16 protein-coding genes are annotated in these 16738 nt (G+C 41.8%); 1 reads left to right on the top strand and 15 read right to left on the bottom strand.

Annotated features, from left to right (window positions below; genetic code table 11):
• Positions 1 to 47 precede the first annotated feature (47 nt).
• Complete coding sequence (locus B8983_RS03055) at positions 48 to 1709, bottom strand: acyl-CoA synthetase (protein ID WP_084282557.1); 1662 nt, start codon at positions 1707 to 1709, stop codon at positions 48 to 50.
• Between the two features lie 32 nt (positions 1710 to 1741).
• On the bottom strand, positions 1742 to 2665 hold the full coding sequence (locus tag B8983_RS03050; RefSeq protein ID WP_084282555.1) for a histone deacetylase family protein: 924 nt from the start codon (positions 2663 to 2665) through the stop codon (positions 1742 to 1744).
• 61 nt (positions 2666 to 2726) lie between these two features.
• Between B8983_RS03050 and B8983_RS03045 the strand changes: the two genes are divergently transcribed.
• Complete coding sequence (locus tag B8983_RS03045) at positions 2727 to 3971, top strand: lytic murein transglycosylase (RefSeq protein ID WP_084282552.1); 1245 nt, start codon at positions 2727 to 2729, stop codon at positions 3969 to 3971.
• Here B8983_RS03045 and cysM read toward each other — a convergent pair.
• The 13 genes from cysM to hisC form a co-directional block, all read right to left on the bottom strand.
• Positions 3904 to 4791, bottom strand: coding sequence for a cysteine synthase CysM (gene cysM, locus B8983_RS03040; RefSeq protein ID WP_234986876.1), 888 nt, complete (start codon positions 4789 to 4791; stop codon positions 3904 to 3906). The two genes, B8983_RS03045 and cysM, sit on opposite strands and share 68 nt — an antisense overlap.
• A 174-nt stretch (positions 4792 to 4965) precedes the next feature.
• A complete protein-coding gene (locus B8983_RS03035; protein ID WP_084282549.1) occupies positions 4966 to 5364 on the bottom strand; it encodes a ComEA family DNA-binding protein in 399 nt (132 codons plus the stop codon).
• 105 nt (positions 5365 to 5469) lie between these two features.
• Positions 5470 to 6501, bottom strand: coding sequence for an ADP-glyceromanno-heptose 6-epimerase (gene rfaD / locus B8983_RS03030; protein ID WP_084282547.1), 1032 nt, complete (start codon positions 6499 to 6501; stop codon positions 5470 to 5472).
• The gene (rfaE1, locus tag B8983_RS03025; protein WP_084282546.1) at positions 6498 to 7463 is read right to left on the bottom strand and encodes a D-glycero-beta-D-manno-heptose-7-phosphate kinase; all 966 of its coding nucleotides are present in this window, start codon (positions 7461 to 7463) and stop codon (positions 6498 to 6500) included. The genes rfaD and rfaE1 overlap by 4 nt, the downstream gene beginning before the upstream one ends.
• A 17-nt stretch (positions 7464 to 7480) precedes the next feature.
• Entirely contained in the window at positions 7481 to 8845 is a 1365-nt protein-coding gene (locus tag B8983_RS03020) for a UDP-glucose dehydrogenase family protein (protein WP_084282544.1), read from the bottom strand.
• An 84-nt stretch (positions 8846 to 8929) separates the two neighbouring features.
• Positions 8930 to 10129, bottom strand: a complete 1200-nt coding sequence (gene lapB / locus B8983_RS03015; protein ID WP_439650334.1) for a lipopolysaccharide assembly protein LapB — start codon at positions 10127 to 10129, stop codon at positions 8930 to 8932.
• On the bottom strand, positions 10129 to 10278 hold the full coding sequence (locus B8983_RS14325; RefSeq protein WP_369405839.1) for a lipopolysaccharide assembly protein LapA domain-containing protein: 150 nt from the start codon (positions 10276 to 10278) through the stop codon (positions 10129 to 10131). Before B8983_RS14325 ends, lapB begins: the two co-directional genes overlap by 1 nt.
• A gap of 83 nt (positions 10279 to 10361) precedes the next feature.
• Positions 10362 to 10730, bottom strand: a complete 369-nt coding sequence (locus B8983_RS03005; RefSeq protein ID WP_084282538.1) for an integration host factor subunit beta — start codon at positions 10728 to 10730, stop codon at positions 10362 to 10364.
• A gap of 58 nt (positions 10731 to 10788) precedes the next feature.
• On the bottom strand, positions 10789 to 12462 hold the full coding sequence (gene rpsA, locus B8983_RS03000) for a 30S ribosomal protein S1 (RefSeq protein WP_084282536.1): 1674 nt from the start codon (positions 12460 to 12462) through the stop codon (positions 10789 to 10791).
• 207 nt (positions 12463 to 12669) lie between these two features.
• Positions 12670 to 13338 (bottom strand): (d)CMP kinase, encoded by a 669-nt coding sequence (gene cmk, locus B8983_RS02995; RefSeq protein WP_084282534.1) that lies wholly within the window; start codon positions 13336 to 13338, stop codon positions 12670 to 12672.
• Positions 13339 to 13356: 18 nt separating this feature from the next.
• A complete protein-coding gene (aroA, locus tag B8983_RS02990) occupies positions 13357 to 14691 on the bottom strand; it encodes a 3-phosphoshikimate 1-carboxyvinyltransferase (protein ID WP_084282532.1) in 1335 nt (444 codons plus the stop codon).
• Between the two features lie 4 nt (positions 14692 to 14695).
• Positions 14696 to 15589, bottom strand: coding sequence for a prephenate dehydrogenase (locus B8983_RS02985; RefSeq protein ID WP_234986869.1), 894 nt, complete (start codon positions 15587 to 15589; stop codon positions 14696 to 14698).
• A 20-nt stretch (positions 15590 to 15609) separates the two neighbouring features.
• On the bottom strand, positions 15610 to 16737 hold the full coding sequence (gene hisC, locus B8983_RS02980) for a histidinol-phosphate transaminase (RefSeq protein WP_084282530.1): 1128 nt from the start codon (positions 16735 to 16737) through the stop codon (positions 15610 to 15612).
• Between the last annotated feature and the right edge of the window lies 1 nt (position 16738).

Below are 16738 nucleotides of genomic sequence, written 5' to 3'. Positions count from 1 at the left end.
CTAACCATCTTCTATTTTACAAAAAAGCTAGCGAGTTTTATTAACCATTAGACATCAATGGCTTTTAATGAACCTGCGAGCTTACGTAATTCGAATTTTTGTATTTTACCTGTTGAGGTTTTGGGTAAATCTCCAAATACTACAACTCTGGGCACTTTGAAGCCCGCAAGGTGTAATTTACAGTAGTCAATAATATCTTGTTCTGTGACCTTTGAGTTAGATTTGATTTCTAAAAAAGCACATGGGGTTTCCCCCCACTTTGGGTCAGGCATGGCAACCACTGCAGCCGCTAGAACCGCTGGGTGTCGATACAAAATATCTTCTAACTCGATTGAGGAAATATTCTCTCCTCCAGAAATAATGATGTCTTTACTACGATCCTTGATCTTAATATAACCATCAGGATGGATCACGGCTAAATCCCCCGTATGAAACCAACCTCCGGCAAAAGCTTCACTCGTCGCATCTGGGTTTTTTAGATACCCTTTCATCGCGATATTTCCTCTAAAAACAATTTCACCCATGGTTTGACCGTCGGCAGGAACTATCTGCATCGTTTGTGGATCCACTACGCTCATTTCTTGTTGAAGGTGATAACGGACGCCCTGACGTGCGTTGAGCGCCGCACGATCACCGATTGGCATCTCATCCCAGTCTTCGTGCTTCACGCAAACAGAAGCTGGGCCATAGGTCTCTGTCAAGCCATACACATGGGTTAAATCAAACCCCATTTCTTCCATACCTTCAATCATCGATGCAGGCGGAGCTGCTCCTGCCACCATCGCTCTTACACCTTTGGGTAGGTCTTTCTTGAGTTCTTCGGTGGCATTGACCAATAGTCCATGCACTATTGGTGCAGCACAGTAATGGGTGACTCCTAAAGTTTTAATCGCCTGCAAAATATTTACCGCATCCACCCTGCGTAAGCAGACATTCACACCAGCTCTTGCCGCCACCGTCCATGGGAAACACCAACCATTACAGTGAAACATGGGTAAAGTCCACAAATAGACTGGATGACGCGGCATATCCCATTCAAGGATATTTGAAATTGCATTCGTTGCAGCGCCCCGATGTGAATAGACCACCCCTTTGGGATTGCCCGTGGTACCAGAGGTGTAATTCAAGCAAATCGAATCCCATTCATCTTCTGGATATTGCCAAGAAAAATCTGGCTCACCTAAAGCGACAAAATCCTCATAGACATACTTACCAATTTTTACTGCTTGCCCAGTGTATAAAGAATCCACTACATCGATCACAATTAAATCTCTAACCCTGGAAGCGGGATCAAGTGCTGCAATTTCTATTGCTTTAGCAATCGTGTGGCTAAATTCAGGATCGACTATCACTACCTTAGCCTCACCATGATTCAGCATAAAGGCAATCGTCTGTGCATCAAGGCGCGTATTTAAGCAATTCAAGATGGCCCCTGTCATCGGCACGCCGAAGTGGGCTTCCACCATGGGTGGAGTATTCGGTAACATCACCGCAACAGTATCGCCCTTGGCGATGCCAACTTGGCGAAGCGCACTCGCTAATTTTTTGCAACGTGAATAGGTTGTTTGCCAATTTTGCTTTAGTTCACCATGCACAATAGCTAAGCGCTCAGGATATACATTGGCAGTTCGCTCGATGAAACTCAGCGGTGACATCGCTGTATAGTTTGCTGGAGTTTTAGCCAAATCTTTTTCGAAAATTTTAGTCATTAACGCCCTTCCAAAAATCGGGGACTGCCCCCTTAAATTTCAGCAAGCTCTTTAATATGAGCCACGACACTTCGAGATAATGCAGATAAGTTATAGCCACCCTCTAAACAACTCACAATTCTTCCTTGGGCATATTGCTTGGCAATCGCAACAATTTGTTGGGTTAACCAAGCGTAATCAGACTCGATCAGTCCCATCTGACCGAGTTCATCTTCACGATGAGCATCAAAGCCAGCCGATATAAAAATAAACTCAGGCTTAAATTCGTTTAGTCTAGGTAGCCAATGCTCTTCCACTAATTGACGAATGGTTTGTCCGTTCGTAAAAGCGGGAACAGGCGTATTTAACATATTTTTTGCCGTATTATTTGTACCGCTATAGGGGAATAAAGGATGCTGAAAAAAACTACACATTAAAAAACGTTCATCCTGCATAAAGGCATGCTCAGTACCATTCCCATGGTGGACATCAAAGTCAATAATGGCAACTCGTTGAATAGCGTACTTACTCACTGCATACTTAGCTGCAATCGCTAGATTGTTAAAAAAACAAAAGCCCATTGCCTTGTTCGGCTCGGCATGATGCCCAGGGGGCCTTACCGAACAAAATGCATTCACAAGCTCTTTGTTCATAATGGCATCAACCGCTAAAAGTCCAGCACCTGCCGCCCGGAGTGCCGCATTCCAGGAATGTGGGTTCATCAAGGTATCACCATCAATTTCAGCATAACCTGCAGAGGGACGAATACTTTTGACAAACTCAATATGTTCTTTAGAATGAACTAAATTCAAATTTTCCTCAGTCGCTAGAGGGGGCGTCAACTTGATTAGAAAATCATTAATCCGACTCAGCAATAACTGGTCTTCAATGGCAGTGAGTCGTTCGGGACACTCTGGATGATAATTTCCCATTTCGTGCTTCAAACAATCCGAATGAGAAATAAATCCTGTAGGCATAATGAAAATTGTATTAAAAGGTTATTTGTTCTTTCTATTATTACTGAAACTTTAAATATTCATGATATTTACTAAAAAATTTAACATTGTTTTGACTACTTTCTGTGTAGTGTTTTCCCTAACTGGATCTTTTTCTAGGGTTGATGCACAACCCATTGCGGGGTCTAAAACAATCAGTTCCAAAGAAATTTCCGATGACACCGTGATTCTTTCTCAAGCGCAGTTGCTAGATCTTTTTTTAATCGAGGTAGGACTTAGGAAAAATTTATCCATCTCAACATTAAGAGAAGTTTTTGCTGATGTAACGCCACAATTGACCGCAAAAAAATATATTGCCCCACCCCCCGGCGTAATTAGCAAGAAAAACTGGCTCAAGTATCGACAAAATGCTCAAGACTCCTCTAGAGTTCAAGCGGGTCAAAAATTTTGGCGTACGTATCAAGTCGAACTATCTCAAATAGAAAAAAGTACCGGTATTCCTGCTGCCTTAATCGTTGGAATTTTAGGTATCGAAACGATTTATGGCAAAAATATGGGGCGTTTTCCAGTCAGAGATGTGTTAGTGACCTTAGCCTTTGATTATCCCGACACGCCCAACCGAATTGCGCGCTCACAAATGTTTAAGGAACAATTAGCTGATCTCATTTCGTTTTGTAGTCCTTCCGGACAAATTGACAACCCAATGGTTTTCAAAGAGTGCTTAACGCAACCCAGCTCCTTCGCAGGTGCCATTGGTATGCCGCAGTTTATGCCCACTAGTTTGCTTAAATATGCTACGGACGGTGATAAGGATGGCTTGATCGATTTAAGAAATAGTCCGATAGACGCAATGGCCAGTATTGCCAACTTTCTATTAATTCATGGTTGGGTCGTTGATCAACCCATTCTATTACCAGTGAATCGCAACATCAATGCTTTGGAGGCAGTCCAAAAAATTGCCGATGGTGACCCAAATCCGAAATGGACGTTGTCACAGTTAAAAGCAATGAAAATTATTGAGACCATTCCGCAGGGGTTGAACCCAACTGAACTAGCGCTTATTGTTGATTTGCCCGAAATTGACCTCAAAGGAAACGAGTCGACAACTTACTGGGTTGGCTTAAAGAATTTTGAGGTCATTACCCAATATAACCGCAGTTTTTTTTATGCGATGGCCGTGACCGAGTTTGGCTATACCGTCGCTAATTTAATTGATGACAAAATCACTAATCCGGTTAGCTTTGATACACTCAACTCCGCTAAACGGGAAAAACTCCGGTCGATAAATAACGGTCACCGCGGTCACAAACCACAAAAACGACTGTAGCATTTTCGATTCTTTCTGCAATCCTTAGGGCTGCAACCAAAGTCCCAGCTGCTGAAATGCCACAAAAGATGCCCTCTTCTTTGGCTAATCTGCGGCACATTTCCTCAGCCTCAGTTTGAGAAACATATTCCAAACTATCTACCCGACTGGAATCAAAAATTTTAGGTAAGTACTCTGGCGCCCATTTTCGAATCCCTGGAATTTGAGAGCCATCGGTCGGCTGCACGCCAATAATTTGAATATGAGGATTTTGCTCTTTCAAAAAAGTAGATACCCCGGTAATCGTACCGGTTGTGCCCATTGAAGAAACAAAATGTGTAATGGTGCCCTTCGTATCTTGCCAAATCTCAGGACCAGTCCCTTCGATGTGCGCCAAAGGATTATCACGGTTGGAGAACTGGTCTAAAACAACCCCACGTCCTTCTTTTTGTAATTGATTAGCAAAGTCTCGGGCATATTCCATGCCTCCTGAAGATGGCGTTAAGATTAATTCAGCACCATATGCTGTCATACTCTGACGACGCTCTAAACTTTGATTGTCAGGCATCACTAAAATCATTTTATATCCCAAGATCGCTGCAACCATTGCTAATGCGATCCCAGTATTGCCACTGGTAGCCTCGATCAACGTATCACCTGGCGTGATGTCTCCCCGCTCTTGCGCTTTTTTGATCATCGATAAAGCGGGACGATCTTTCACAGAACCAGCTGGATTATTTCCTTCCAACTTCCCTAGAATAATATTATTGCGAATTTGATTACCTTGCCCTGGAATTCTTTGTAGACGAATTAAAGGGGTTTTTCCGACAATATCAGCAATGGTCGGATAGCAAACAGAATCATTTTCCTGACTCGGTTCGGCGGCTAGCTTTGTTTCAAATTTGGAATCGTTCAAATCACTCATACAGTTGGGGACATTCAGGCATTTAGATGTAACAATTCTACCCTTGATTGAGATTGTTTTAGTCTAAACGCCTGAATCACTCAAAATGACTTATTGAGTTTGACGACTTCGACTTCGAATCCTCATTTCAGGTTTTGTATTTACTGAGTCAGTATCTTTAGTGTTATTCATTACCGCCCCCTCAGTAAAGGTAATACCTGCTTGACCAAGTTTTCCAATCGTTTTCTCACCAATGCCCTTTACCCGTTGCCTTAAATCGCTAGCGTCTTGAAAATTCCCGCCACGTTCCCTTTCAGCAATAATTTTTTTGGCTTTATTGGCACCAACACCTTTAATATTTTGCAAGGCTTCTTGCGACACCCGATTGATATTTTCAGCAAATATCTGAGGTGCTACGGCAATTGCTAAAGATAAACCAATTGCAATCAAAACCGCTTTGATGCTGTCACGACTTCTGGAAATCAATCCATTTCGACTCGTCAATTTCATAACTACTCCTATCAAAAACTCATAGCAACATTACTATGAGTTGGTCCCAACGCTATAGTTAACTATAGGTTGACGTATAGGAAAAAAATAACGGCGAAGTAATTTTTAGGTAGTTGGCGTAGACAAATAGTTGGCGTTTTTAAATAACCAATCGATGTATTTAGCGACACCTTGCTCAACGGAATGAAAACTATCTTGATACCCTACAGACCTTAATAAATCAAGGTTTGCTTGTGTAAAAGATTGATATTTCCCCTTGAGGTCATTTGGAAATTCGATATATTCGATGCGTTTTTCAGCAACCAAATCTTGCAGATTTTTTTCTTTAAAAGAATCGCCTAAATCATGCAACTCCATTTGATTGACGACCGCACGAGCGACATCGTTGAATGGTTGAGCACGGCCAGAGCCTAAATTAAAGATACCAGTGAGGTGCGGATGATCGAGGAAAAACAAATTTACTTTAACAACATCATCAATATAAACAAAATCTCTAGACTGCTCTCCTGCGTTATAGCCATCATAAGGGCCAAACAATTTCACCGTGCTACCATTTTGGAATTGGTTGAAATGATGAAATGCTACTGACGCCATTCTGCCTTTATGAGATTCACGAGGGCCGTAAACATTGAAATATCTAAAGCCAACTACCTGGCTGGTAAGTTTCTTCTCAGCAATCCGCTGTCTCAGTATTTGATCAAATAAAAACTTTGAATATCCGTAAATATTCAGTGGCTTTTCGTATTGTCGATTTTCAATAAAAATATTTGAACCACCATAGGTAGCTGCCGAGGAAGCATATAAAAGTGCAATCTTTTGTTCGGTACAGATATCGAGTAAATCCAAGGTATATCGGTAATTATTTTCCATCATGTAATGGCCATCAGATTCCATCGTATCTGAACATGCTCCTTCATGAAAAATTGCTTGAACCTTACCTAAAGAGCCAGATCTTAAGCGGTCTATAAAGTCATATCGGTCAAAATAATCTGAAATTTCTAAATCGGCTATATTGCGATATTTGTAAGCGAGTGTTAAGTCATCAACCGCAATAATATCTTTCACGCCTCTTGCATTGAGACCAGCAATAATGTTCGAGCCAACAAAACCTGCCGCTCCAGTAACAATTATTTTCACATCAACTCCTTCCAAGAAACCGTTGCAGTACCTAATTTACCAACCACGATGCCACCGGCACGATTAGCGAGAGCCATGGCCATTTCCCAGCTCCAACCTGCTGCCAAAGCAACTGCCATCGTACTGATGACGGTATCACCCGCACCAGACACATCAAAAACTTCTCGAGCTTGAGCAGAAACGTCAATGACGCTATTTTCTCTAAATAGTGTCATCCCTTCTTCTGACCTCGTTAAAAGAATCGCCTCTAAACCCAAGGCACTTCTTAAATTTTCAGCTTTTTGCGCTAATTCCGCTTCAGTTTGCCAACGACCAATAACTTGTTTAAGTTCACTGCGGTTCGGAGTAATTACCGTAACCCCTGCATATTTCGAATAGTCACTCCCCTTCGGGTCCACAAAGATAATTTTTCCAGCGGCTTTCGCTAATTGAATCATCTGAGGAATATGTTTCAGTGCACCTTTACCATAATCAGAAAAAATGACCGCTTGCACAGCCGGTAGTCGTTCTTCAAAAATAGCCAACTTTGAAAGCAATACATCATTCGCTGGTTCTTCTTCAAAATCAAGTCGTATCAGTTGTTGTTGGCGAGCCACTACTCGCAATTTTACAATCGTCGGGACAGTTTCATCAATTTGCAAATAACTTTGTATGGCTTGTTCTGCCAACATTTTCTCAACTTGACGCCCTGCTTCATCTTGACCAATAAGACCAAGGATAGCAATTTGGGCACCTAATGATGCGCCATTGCGAGCTACATTGGCAGCGCCACCCAAGCGCTCTTCAATCTTTTTAATTTGCACGATAGGCACAGGTGCCTCTGGGGAAATTCGATCTGTATCACCAAACCAATATCGATCCAACATCACATCACCAACAACTAACAAGCGGGTTTGTTGAAAGGCCTCTACGCCCGCGGCATCAATGGCCACTTTTTCAGTAATAAAATTTCTATTGCGCATCTCGTCTGCTGATCCTATTAATTATGTCGACCAATTCCTTGATAGATAAAACCATGCTCTGATAAAACTGATGGCTCAAATAAATTACGTCCATCAAAAATAATTGGTGTTTTCAATTGTTGCTTCAATAAATCAAAATCTGGACTTCTAAATGCTTTCCATTCAGTCACAATAATTAATGCATCTGCATCAGGTATCGCCAACATGGGTTTTTCTACCATAGTGACTCGATTAAGTAACTCAGGTGCATCAGCAAAATCAATGCTTAAAGCATGTTTCGCTTCTTCACTGGCAACGGGATCATGCGCCACGATAGATGCGCCACGCTGCACCAACTCACGAATAATGACGCGGCTTGGTGCTTCGCGCATATCATCTGTATTTGGTTTAAACGCCAAACCCCACAAAGCAAAAGTCCGACCGCTTAAATCTTCGCCAAAATGCTGCAGGATTTTACCAACCAAGATACTCTTTTGCAGATTATTCACATCCTCAACGGCGCGTAGGATCTTTAAATCAAGTTGATATTCCATCGCCGTTTTGGTTAAAGCTTGAACATCCTTTGGGAAGCAGGAACCACCATAACCGGTCCCAGCATATAAGAATCCATAACCAATTCTTGAGTCTGAACCAATGCCTTGACGAACGGCTTCAATATCAGCACCCACAATATCCGCTAAATTTGCGAGTTCATTCATAAATGAAATACGGGTGGCCAACATCGCATTAGCAGCATATTTAGTGAGTTCGGCACTTTTTACATCCATATAATAAGTTCGTTCATGATGGCGATTGAACGGCGCGTACAATTTACGAATCAATTCCTTGGCATAGAGGCCAGACTCATTCGCTTCGGTACCGACCACAATACGATCGGGACGCATGAAATCTTCTACCGCCGCACCTTCTTTTAAAAACTCTGGATTAGAAATAACGGAATAGTTTAGATCTTGTAAACCACGAACGTCTAATTCAGCGCGAATCGCATCACTAACTCTTTGTGCAGTGCCAACAGGTACGGTTGATTTATCAATTACGACCTTAAAACTTGTCATGTGTTTTGCGATATTTTTAGCAGCTGCTAAGACGTATTTGAGATCTGCTGAACCGTCTTCATCCGGTGGTGTGCCTACGGCGATAAACTGTATCTCACCATGCTCAACACTTGCTGCTACGTCTGTAGAAAATTGGATTCTACCGGCCTCCATGTTACGCGTAATCATTTCTTTGAGGCCGGGCTCATAAATTGGAACACCACCACCATTCAAAATATCAATTTTGGCTTGATCCACATCTAAACAAAATACATGATTACCTAGCTCAGCTAAACATGCACCGGTAACAAGCCCAACATAACCACTACCAATAATTGTGATTTTCATTTTTTCAATTAACCAATTCTAGATTTAGTACAAATTCTTGATGGGTAAGCCTTGCCATGGAGCTCTTTACAGAAGAACCATCCGTTAATTGGACAAGCTCATACCTTCACCTCGTTTAGGTGAGTATACATCCCAGTGATTACAGCCAGGACACTGCCAATAGAAGCGCCGAGCCCTAAAGCCACAGTTACTACAAGTATATCGGACTAGGGTGCTCGTCCGAAGCTTTAATAAATCCAGTGAAGCTTTAATATCAGCTGACAAGCTATCATTATTTGCTTCTTTTGCAAGCAACCATTGGGACTCCATACGCTTGGTCATGGCGACTAAACTAGGATTCGTCAACATAATTTCAGACATCAAATGTTCTGCCGCAGAAGTTCCCTCCAGCTTTAAGCAGTTTCGGTAAACAATATCGAGCAATTCACCTCTAGCTTGCTCTTTCATTTGTTCTTTTAAGCGCTGTAAACCGACCAACTCCTGTCCCATTTCAGTATGGGCAATCATCCATCGATCAGCTACTAAATGTAAATACGAGGGATGATATTTCTCAATTTCGGACCAAACAGTAATAGCTTCTTTCGGGCGTCCAGCTAACATCATCAGCTCACCCTTAATCGTTATTGCTCGAATATGGCTATCTACGGTTGCCAATGATTGATTCACAGCCTCTTCTGCGGCATGAAAGTCTTTCCTACGAATTGCCTCTAGGGCTAATTCGCAATAGAAATGAGCAATTTGTTCCTGATAGTTTTTATTTTCAATTGTTTGCAACTCATTCGCAGCAATGATGGCTTTGCGCCAGTCTTTTTCAATTTGATACATTTCGAGCAAAGCGATCTTAGCTGGGACATTAAAACCACCTTCACCCACTTGATTCAAACTCGCTTCGGCACGATCTAACATGCCAGCTCTTAAAAAATCTCTACCTAACTCATAGGCTGCGTGGTTTCTATCGCGTATTCTCAAATCAGAACGACCAACTAGATGTTGGTGAATACGGATCGCTCTCTCAGTCTCACCTCTCCTGCGGAATAAACTGCCCAAAGCAAAATGCAGCTCAGTAGTTTCAGGATCTAATTGAACAACCTCTACTAAAGCATCTATCGCTTTATCTGGTTGTTCATTCAATAATAGATTAAGGCCTTTGAAGGTCGATTTTTGTTTCTTTTTTTGCTCTTCATGATCGACTTCATTTTGTAGTCGACGTTCCCAGTTGGAAGCAACCCAACCTAAGCCAAATAAAATTGGTAGAACTACGAGCCAATGATTTTCAATTGAAATCATTTGGAACTCTTCCTAGAGTTCCATCGGTAAAACGCCAATCCGGACATGATCATCCCTGTTAAAAACGCTCCTAAAATCACAATCATTAATGGAACCTGTACGGATTGATTCACAAACCAGTGAAGATTGATATCTTGCGAGTTCATTAAAGCCAAAAGGAAGAAGAATGCAAAAAATAGCACTCTACTTCCTATCACAAATAATCTCCAACAATATTTAATTAATACGCTCATTCACTTGGTGAGGGTGTCACTGGAGTAATTGCAGCCTTGTAATCAACTCGCTCACGGAGTTCTTTACCTGGCTTGAAATGTGGAACCTTTTTTTCTGGAATTAAAACCTGCTCGCCAGACTTTGGGTTACGCCCTACACGCGATGGTCGGTGATGCAACACAAAACTACCAACACCGCGTAATTCAATTCTTTTTGATTCAACTAAAGCATTAGTCATTGCATCAAGCAACGTTTTTACGACTAGTTCAACATCTTTAGGTAATAACTGTGGAAACTTAGATGATAATAATTCGATCAATTCTGATCTAGTTATTGATCTATCTATGGCAACATCGTTCGAATAAGTTTTATTTTGATTAGTCATAGTTTTGATCCCGAATAAAGAAAAAAATGCTACTGGTTCCCCAGTAGCATTTAGCTTATTACCCCTGATTATCTAATTTGGCTTTCAATAAAGCACCAAGATTAGTAGTACCAGCGCTTGAGTCATTTTGCAACTTGCTCATTGCTTGTTGTTGATCAGCATTATCTTTCGCTTTAATTGAAAGATTGATACTACGTGATTTACGATCCACGTTAATAATCATTGCAGAAACACTTTCGCCTTCTTTTAACAAGTTACGCGCATCTTCAACCCGTTCTGTTGAGATTTCTGAAGCACGTAAATAGGCTTCTACTTCATCCGCTAATTGAACAACTGCACCTTTAGCATCAACTGATTTGATCGTACCAGTTACTAAAGCACCTTTGTCATTTGCAGAAGTGTAGTTTGTGAATGGATCACCAGAAATTTGCTTGATACCTAAAGAAATACGTTCTTTCTCTACATCGATAGCAAGAACAACTGTGTCGATCTCGTCACCCTTCTTGAACTTCTTAACAGCTTCTTCGCCAGTTTCTTGCCAAGAAATATCTGACAAGTGAACTAGACCATCGATGCCTCCATCTAAACCAATGAACACACCAAAATCGGTAATCGATTTAATTGCGCCAGAGATTTTGTCACCCTTGTTATGGTTACGAGAAAACTCTTCCCATGGATTTGTCTTACATTGCTTCATACCTAAACTGATACGACGCTTATCTTCATCAATGTCGAGAACCATTACTTCAACATCTAAACCTAATTGAACAGCTTTACCTGGTGCAATATTTTTATTAGTCCAATCCATTTCAGAAACGTGTACCAAGCCTTCGATACCTGTTTCGATTTCAACGAATGCACCGTAGTCAGTCAAATTCGTTACTTTACCGAATAAACGTGTACTTGGTGGGTAACGTCTTGCGATACCAACCCATGGATCATCACCTAATTGCTTGATACCGAGTGATACACGGTTTTTGTCTTGGTCGTAACGTAAAATTTTTGCTGTAACTTCTTGACCTACAGTTAACACTTCGCTTGGGTGACGTACTCTTCTCCACGCCAAATCGGTAATGTGGAGCAAACCATCAATACCACCAAGATCAACGAATGCACCGTAGTCAGTAATATTCTTAATAACGCCTTGAACAACTGTACCTTCTTTGAGGTTGTCCATTAACTTGAGACGCTCTTCACCTTGACTTGCTTCAACAACAGCACGGCGTGAGAGAACAACGTTGTTTCTCTTACGATCCAACTTGATAACCTTAAACTCCATTGTTTTACCTTCAAATGGAGAAGTATCTTTAATTGGGCGTGTGTCAAGTAATGATCCAGGTAAGAAAGCACGGATACCATTAACCATAACGGTTAAGCCGCCTTTAACTTTACCAGTAACAGCACCGGTAACAATCTCGCCTTGCTCGAGAGCTTTTTCAAGATTCATCCAAGATGCGAGACGTTTTGCTTTGTCACGGGATAGAATCGTATCTCCATAACCATTTTCCAAAGCATCAATCGCAACAGAGACGAAATCGCCTGGTTGCACATCAAGTTCACCTTGGTCATTATGGAATTCTTCAACAGGAATAAAAGCTTCAGACTTTAAACCTGCGTTTACTACAACAAAGTTATGGTCAATTCTGACGACTTCGGCAGAAATAACTTGCCCAGATTTCATATTTGAACGGGCTAATGATTCTTCAAATAGGGCTGCAAATGATTCAGACATGGTATTTACTTATCTAGTTGGCAATGCCAACGGGGTTAGGTTTATAAACCCTTACTGAGACGCATTGATGAACCTTCATATTTAATAAAGGCGCGCCGGGATTCAACAAGGGGCTACGATTTACTACAAGGAACTACTTTTACTACAACTTACTACTAGAACAAAAAACGATTTTAATTCAAAAATATGGAATGATTTATTATAACTTTAGTTAACAGCGTGATACCAATCTACTACCTTTTGAACTGCTGTTTCTATGTCCATCTCACTCGTATCTAGTAGATGGGCATCAATTGCTTGAATGAGCGGCGCGTCTTTACGCTGTGTGTCGCGTGCATCACGAGCTACCAAATCATTTAAAAGAATCTCGATTTTAGCAGATATTCCTTTGTTTATCAATTGCTTGAACCTTCTTTCGGCGCGAATTTGAGCAGATGCCGTCAAAAACACCTTTAAAACGGCTTCAGGGAAGATGACTGTAGCCATATCTCGACCATCAGCTACGAGACCTGGCGAGGTCAAAAAACTTCTTTGCAACGAAAATAGTGCATTTCGAACCTCTGGAATAGCGCCTACTGCAGAAGCTCTTAAACCCATCTCTTCCGTTCGAATCAGCTCAGTAATTTCTTGATGATCCAGAAAAATAGCATTTCCCTTAAATTCGATTTGCAATGCTTGAGTCATTTCTGCCAGTGCCAGAGTTTGATCTAATGGAATATTTCTTTGTAAACTGGCAAACCCAACAATGCGATATAAAGCACCGCTATCTAAATAATGAAACCCCAATCGATTGGCTACCAATTGGGCCACAGTACCCTTGCCAGAGGCTGTTGGACCATCAATAGCGATAACCGGAAAACTAGAATGGATTGTCATGTTGAAGTATGAAGTGAATTAAACATTCTGAATCACAGAATGTAGCTCATCGAAATATTGCGGGAAAGTTTTACTAACGCACTGCGGATCATTAATCTCAAAACCAACGGGACCAAAAGCTGCCAACGAAAAACACATTGCCATCCGGTGATCATCATAGGTATCAACACCACCAACCGGAACAGTCCAATGAACTGGTGGGCTTACTTCAATGAAATTATCGCCAGAAATCACTTGAGCACCAAATTTTTTGAGTTCGCATTCCATTGCGGCGATACGATCTGTTTCTTTTACACGCCAACTAGCAATCCCTGTCAGACGCGTAGTACCCTTCGCAAATAAGCCAAGAACCGCTAAAGTCATCGCCGCATCTGGAATGGGTGTGCAATCAATTTCAATCGCCTGCAAACCAGCTTCATCCACACCTCTGACTTCGATCCAATTATGACCTTGCGTTACATTCGCCCCCATCATGGCGAGTGCATTGGCAAACGCTACGTCGCCTTGAATACTTTCTCTACCCACGCCATTAATCAGGAGTGGACCACCACCCAATGCACCTGCTGCCAAAAAATAGGAGGCAGATGAAGCATCACCTTCAACCCAAAACTCTCCAGGGGATGAGTAAATCGTCGGCTGTGTTGGATCCCAGGCTGGGATAATGAATGATTTCCAATCATTATTCAGAACCCTCACCCCAAATTTCTCCATGAGACGCAGAGTAATCTCAATATAAGGCTTCGATATCAGCTCACCAATCACCTCAATACAAATATCTCTAGGGTGCTTCGTTAATGGCAAAGCCATTAGTAAGGCAGTTAAAAACTGGCTGGAGACATCCCCTCGAACCTTCACTGATTGATCTAACAAGAGATTACCAGTACCAATCTGAATCGGAGGGTAATGCTCCTGACCTAAATAGTCAATCTTTGCACCAATCCCAATCAACCCATCCACTAAATCGCCGATGGGTCTTTCATGCATTCTAGGGACCCCATGCAAGTGATAATCTCCGCCCAGAATTGCTAGGGCTGCAGTTAAAGGGCGAATGGCAGTACCTGCATTCCCCATAAACAAATCAGCTGTAGTATTCCTCAATTTGCCATTGCAACCATAGACTCGCAAAATGGTTTCATCAGAATTTTTAACCGGCTCTAAATCTACGCCTAATGCTTTGAGAGCTGACTGCATCACTCTAGTATCATCGGCATCCAATAAACCATGCAAGGTGGTTACTCCACTCGCCAATGCACTTAAGAGTAAAACGCGATTAGAAATACTTTTAGAACCAGGTAAGGTAATTTGCCCTCTGGCGGAACGAATCGGTTCCATATGTAATGAGGAGTGACTCATGAATTTAACCTTTCCAGTTATTTCTTGATTGGCTGGCAATATTCAATAGTTTTTCAAGTTGATTACTATTACCATCCTGAATCAACTTTTTAAAATGCTGCAAGATAAGGATGTAATCATCTAGTTGTTCAAGAATTGCCTCTGAGTTTGCAAAGGTAATGTCGCGCCACATTTCTGGACTAGAGCCAGCAATCCGAGTAAAGTCTCGAAACCCAGCCCCAGCATGCGCAAACTTCGCTTGTGCATCTTCTGAATTCGCAACTTGCAACATCAGCGCATACGATAGAAGATGGGGTAAATGGGAGACGGCTGCAAAAATATGATCATGCACTAAGGCGGACATCTGAAAAACAGTTGAGCCCAATTGTTGCCACATTTTTTCTACTGTTTGAATTGCCTGTGGTGCATTTTCAAGTAAAGGGCAAATAATAAATTGTCGTTGCTCAAACAAGTCAACCCTTGCGGCCGTAGCTCCATGTTGAGCCCCTCCGGCGATTGGGTGACAAGGAATAAACTGACCAATCTGCTCACCAAGCACTTCCTTCGCAATCGCAATGACATCTGATTTGGTACTGCCAACATCAATAATAATCGTCTCTGGACGGAGCTGAGGCTGTATCTGTTCTAGAACGGCTTTCGTTTGGGCAACGGGCACGCATAAAACAATTAATTGCGCTTGCTCAGCAATTTCACTTAAGGTAGCAATCTGAGTGATCGCCCCAATTTTTATTGCCTCAGCCATATTCGCAGCAGATCTACCACTACCTAACACTTGAGTAGCTAAATGGTGATGTTGGAGTGCCAGACCTAAAGATCCTCCAATTAAACCCACGCCAACGATACCCACAGTGGGGTACATTCGTTGAGTTGGAGAGAGGGGCTGGATAGTGGCAGACATTAGATGTTATCGTAAGAGCATTACTTGCCTAATATTTGTCCAAGAGCTTTAATAAAAGCTTCATTTTCCTCGGGCAATCCAATCGAAATTCTCAGCCACTTAGGTAATCCATAATTGCCTACAGGACGAACAATAATCCCTGCTTTGAGTAATGCTAAATTTACGCGACTACCAGCTTGATCATCATCACCAACTTGAAGCAACACAAAATTACCAGCGGATGGTAAATAATGTAAGCCCATTTCCGTAAATGCTTGCGTAAGTTGTTGGTAACCAGCCCGGTTAATCGCAGCACCCTGCGCTAAAAATGGCTCATCGTTAAAAGCAGCGATAGCAGCAGCCATAGCTAAAGAATTCACATTAAAAGGCTGACGAATACGGTTCAATAAATCCGTCAATTCGGCTTGAGCTACGCTAAAACCTAAGCGTAAACCGGCTAAGCCATATGCTTTAGAGAAACTTCGAGACACCAAAACATTCGGATATTTACGAACAAAAGCAATCGCATCATATTGCTGTTCTGGCAACAAATACTCATTGTAAGCCTCATCAATGACCACCACAATCTGACTAGGAACCTTCTTTAAAAAGGCTTCAATCGCCCCACCAGGTAAAAAACTTCCAGTAGGATTGTTCGGATTTGCGACAAAAATTAATTTAGTCCGTTCATTGATTGCAGCGAGCATCGCTTCTAAATCATGTCCCAAATCTGCCGGTTTTGCATCTACCTCAACCGCTTTAGCACCGACTGCTTGAGTGGCCAAAGGATACACTGCGAAGGCATGCTTAGAGAAAATAATCTCATCACCACTTTGGGCTACTGATCGCGTCACTAATTCTAAAATATCGTTACTACCGTTTCCTAGAGTTAGCCAATGATCAGGTACTTGGAGCTTTTCAGAAATGACTTTTTTTAACTCATAGCCATTTGAATCAGGATATCTACCCAAATCGTTCATGACAGCCATCATCGCCGCTTTAGCGGACTCAGGCAAACCCAAAGGGTTTTCATTGGAAGCAAGCTTGATAATTTTTGACTCATCTAGACCATACTCACGCGCTACTTCACTAATCGGTCTGCCACCAATATAAGGAGCAATGGCTTTTACTTGACTAAGGCCAGGGGTAATTTTAGAGTTTTCTGACATG

The organism is Polynucleobacter kasalickyi (assembly GCF_900176405.1).
In the GTDB taxonomy this organism is placed as follows: domain Bacteria; phylum Pseudomonadota; class Gammaproteobacteria; order Burkholderiales; family Burkholderiaceae; genus Polynucleobacter; species Polynucleobacter kasalickyi.
Note: the sequence above shows the minus strand (reverse complement) of the source record. Positions and strands in the feature narration are given on the sequence as shown.